This is a genomic window from Helicobacter sp. L8 (genome assembly GCF_003660355.1).
In the GTDB taxonomy this organism is placed as follows: Bacteria; Campylobacterota; Campylobacteria; order Campylobacterales; family Helicobacteraceae; genus Helicobacter; species Helicobacter labacensis.
Genome location: NZ_QXQR01000043.1, coordinates 1 through 2,554, shown reverse-complemented (window position 1 = coordinate 2,554; position 2,554 = coordinate 1). Strand labels below are relative to the sequence as shown.

Genomic DNA, 2,554 nt, shown 5'->3' with positions numbered 1-2,554 from the left:
GGGGGATGGGGTAGGGGAGGGGTGTTGGTTTAAAATCGCTAAGGGCTTGCTGGGCTTTTGTAGCGGCTGCTTGCGCGCTGGTGGCGGTGCTCTGTGCGCTTTGTGCGCTGGTGATCGCGCTAGAGGCGATGCTTGCTTGCGCGCTAATGGTTGGGTTAGTCGATAATACAATGTTTGAACTCTGTTGGGTATTTGTGCTCGTTCCAATGATGCTAGCCACTTGTTCAGAGTTGAAAGCCAAACCCCCTAAAAAGGTGATGTCGCCATACCCGATATGTTGGCAACGATCAAGCCCGATCCATAGCGGACCCCCTGAAGTGCAATAGCCTTTAAAGGCGTTGTTTTCCTGTGTGTTGGTGGGGCTTGGGGTGCGCCCAAGCCAGTATTGGTTTTCTTCAAACACGCCTAACATGTAGGGGATCATGCTAGAAGTGTAGTCCTTAAGTAGGCTTTGGGCTTGGGCGATATTGCCACTGCTAAGGGCATCGCTGAACATGGTATAGAGTTTAGAATTGGTAAAATTGCCCGCAAAGTTAGAGGGGCTTAGATACGAATTGAGATAGGCAAACTCTTGTTTGATAGCCGCTTGGGCTTGGGCGTTGTTGGCAAAGTAGGGTTCAGCCCCCACATATTGGCTTGCCCCATACTTGCTTAATTGCGCCACATTAAAAAGCGTGTTCCACATTTCAGATAGGGTAAGCCCGGTGGGTAACTCAGGCGCGCTAGGGTAAGAACTCCCACAATTATGAGGACCTGCAGAGCTCATATTGCCCGCCACGATATTAGGGATAATGCATGTGCGCCCGCTATTGGCGTAAGTGAGGTTATTAATCCCTGTGGGGCTTTTGCCCCATTTTTCCCCTACGGCGTATTGCATCCACTGGTTGTGAAAAGCTTGTCCTAGAATCTGGGCTATACCCGCGATTTGGCTGAGTGCCTTTGTGTTAGCGGTTTTAGCAGCAGTGGCTGCGCTAGTGGCAGCAGTTTTAGCGGCATTGGCGGCGTTAGTGAGCTGGGCGACCTTATTGGCGTTTTGCAGGGCAACCCCTTTATCCTTGTTGCTAAGCTGGCTAATATCCGTGCCAATGGTAGAGGTTAGGGTTTTGATGTCGCTAGCTAGGGTGTTGATGGCTTGGATCACTTGGGCGGGGGTGAGCGAACTAATTTGAGAGCTTTGCACGGGGGGGGTGATGGGGGTGTAGGTGATCCCTAATTCTTTAGCCGCTTGGGTGGCTTGGGTGTTTAGAGTGTTTAGAGTGTTTAGGGCTTGGGTGAGGGTTTGCTGGTTATCCTTATTGACATTACCTAGCGCACTCTTGTATTGCGTGATACTCTCTTGGGCTTGGGTTAGGAGGGCTTGGTTTTTGGCTTGGTAGCTACTTATGAGCTGGTTTAAGTAGTTTTGGTAGCTAGAGGTGTCTTGTTCTAGCCCTGTGAGGGCTTGGACATGCAGGGCGCGCGTTAGGCGATCTTGTAATGTGGCTAAAATCTGGGCAATTTGGGTGGAGTTGGGGTTGAGGCTGGCAAGTTGCTGGGCGTATTTTTGTAATTGGGTGAGGGTTTGGGCTTGGTTAGCCTTAAGCTGGGTTAGAGCGTTGTTATAGGCTGCTAGATTGGCTTTGTAGGCGGCGATTTTAGCAGCGTTGGCATTTGGGGCACTACGCACACTCTCTAGCGCGCTACCTCCCCCCACATCCATGCCAAAGGACATAAAAGCCCCGTCCAAATAGGAGGCAAAGGGGTGCGCGCTCGCGCCACAACACAGATACAGACTAAGGCTTAAGGCTTTTTTCATGGATTTGCCCTAGAGCTAGATTATGAATGGTATGCACAAATAGTAACATAAAAAAGCCTTTTTGCCTCTGATCTGGCTAGAAAATCGTAACAAAATTTAAGAACAAATCCGCGCTCTTGTAATTGTCTAAGAGTTTGATCGTCTCTGTGCCATCGTGGTTAGCCAGATTGATCGTGCGGTTGGCGTTAGCCAAAGGGATATGCACGCCCAACATCCACTTAAAGCGGTTGAAACGCATGCTAAACCCAAGGGTGGCATCCACATTGATATTATTGCGCCAAACCCCTGTATCATTGCCTAAGAAGGTGGCGTTCCATAGATTGAACAAGCCTAGCAAGCCTGCAAAAAAACCATAGGTTTGGATTGAGGGCTGTCTTCTATACTTGCTCTTTTTGATCTTGGTGTAGACATTGAATAAGAGATTGCTCCCCAGACCCGCGCTGTAGCGGTTGAGCGCGTTCACATTGCTATCTACAATGAATTTTTTCATATACAAGTAGCGGTAGCTAAAATACCCATAGGTAGAGATTCCAATAAAGGGGGTGAAAAATTTTTGGTAGCCTAGTTCGCTCTGAAACCCCACTTGCAGGGAGTGTTCTTGTAAATTGCTAGTAGAAATGCTCACCATGGGCATTTGGGGCTTTTTAATGGGGGGCAGGGGGGTGGTGCTGGTGCCGGTATTGGGGCAAGCCAATGGCTTTAAGATTTCCGAGCAAAGCTTAAATGGCACCGCGCTTAACTCCGCCTACATCGCTGGGG

Annotated in this window: 2 protein-coding genes; both read right to left on the bottom strand. The window is 49.4% G+C overall.

What is annotated here, in order from left to right; genetic code table 11:
- Positions 1-1,795: hypothetical protein (locus EAO37_RS08945; RefSeq protein WP_120953405.1), on the bottom strand; the 1,795-nt coding region annotated here is incomplete at its 3' end.
- Positions 1,796-1,871: 76 nt separating this feature from the next.
- Positions 1,872-2,429 carry a hypothetical protein gene (locus EAO37_RS08940; RefSeq protein ID WP_205589769.1) on the bottom strand — a complete coding sequence of 186 codons (558 nt, stop codon included), beginning with the start codon at positions 2,427-2,429 and terminating at the stop codon, positions 1,872-1,874.
- Positions 2,430-2,554: the final 125 nt, after the last annotated feature.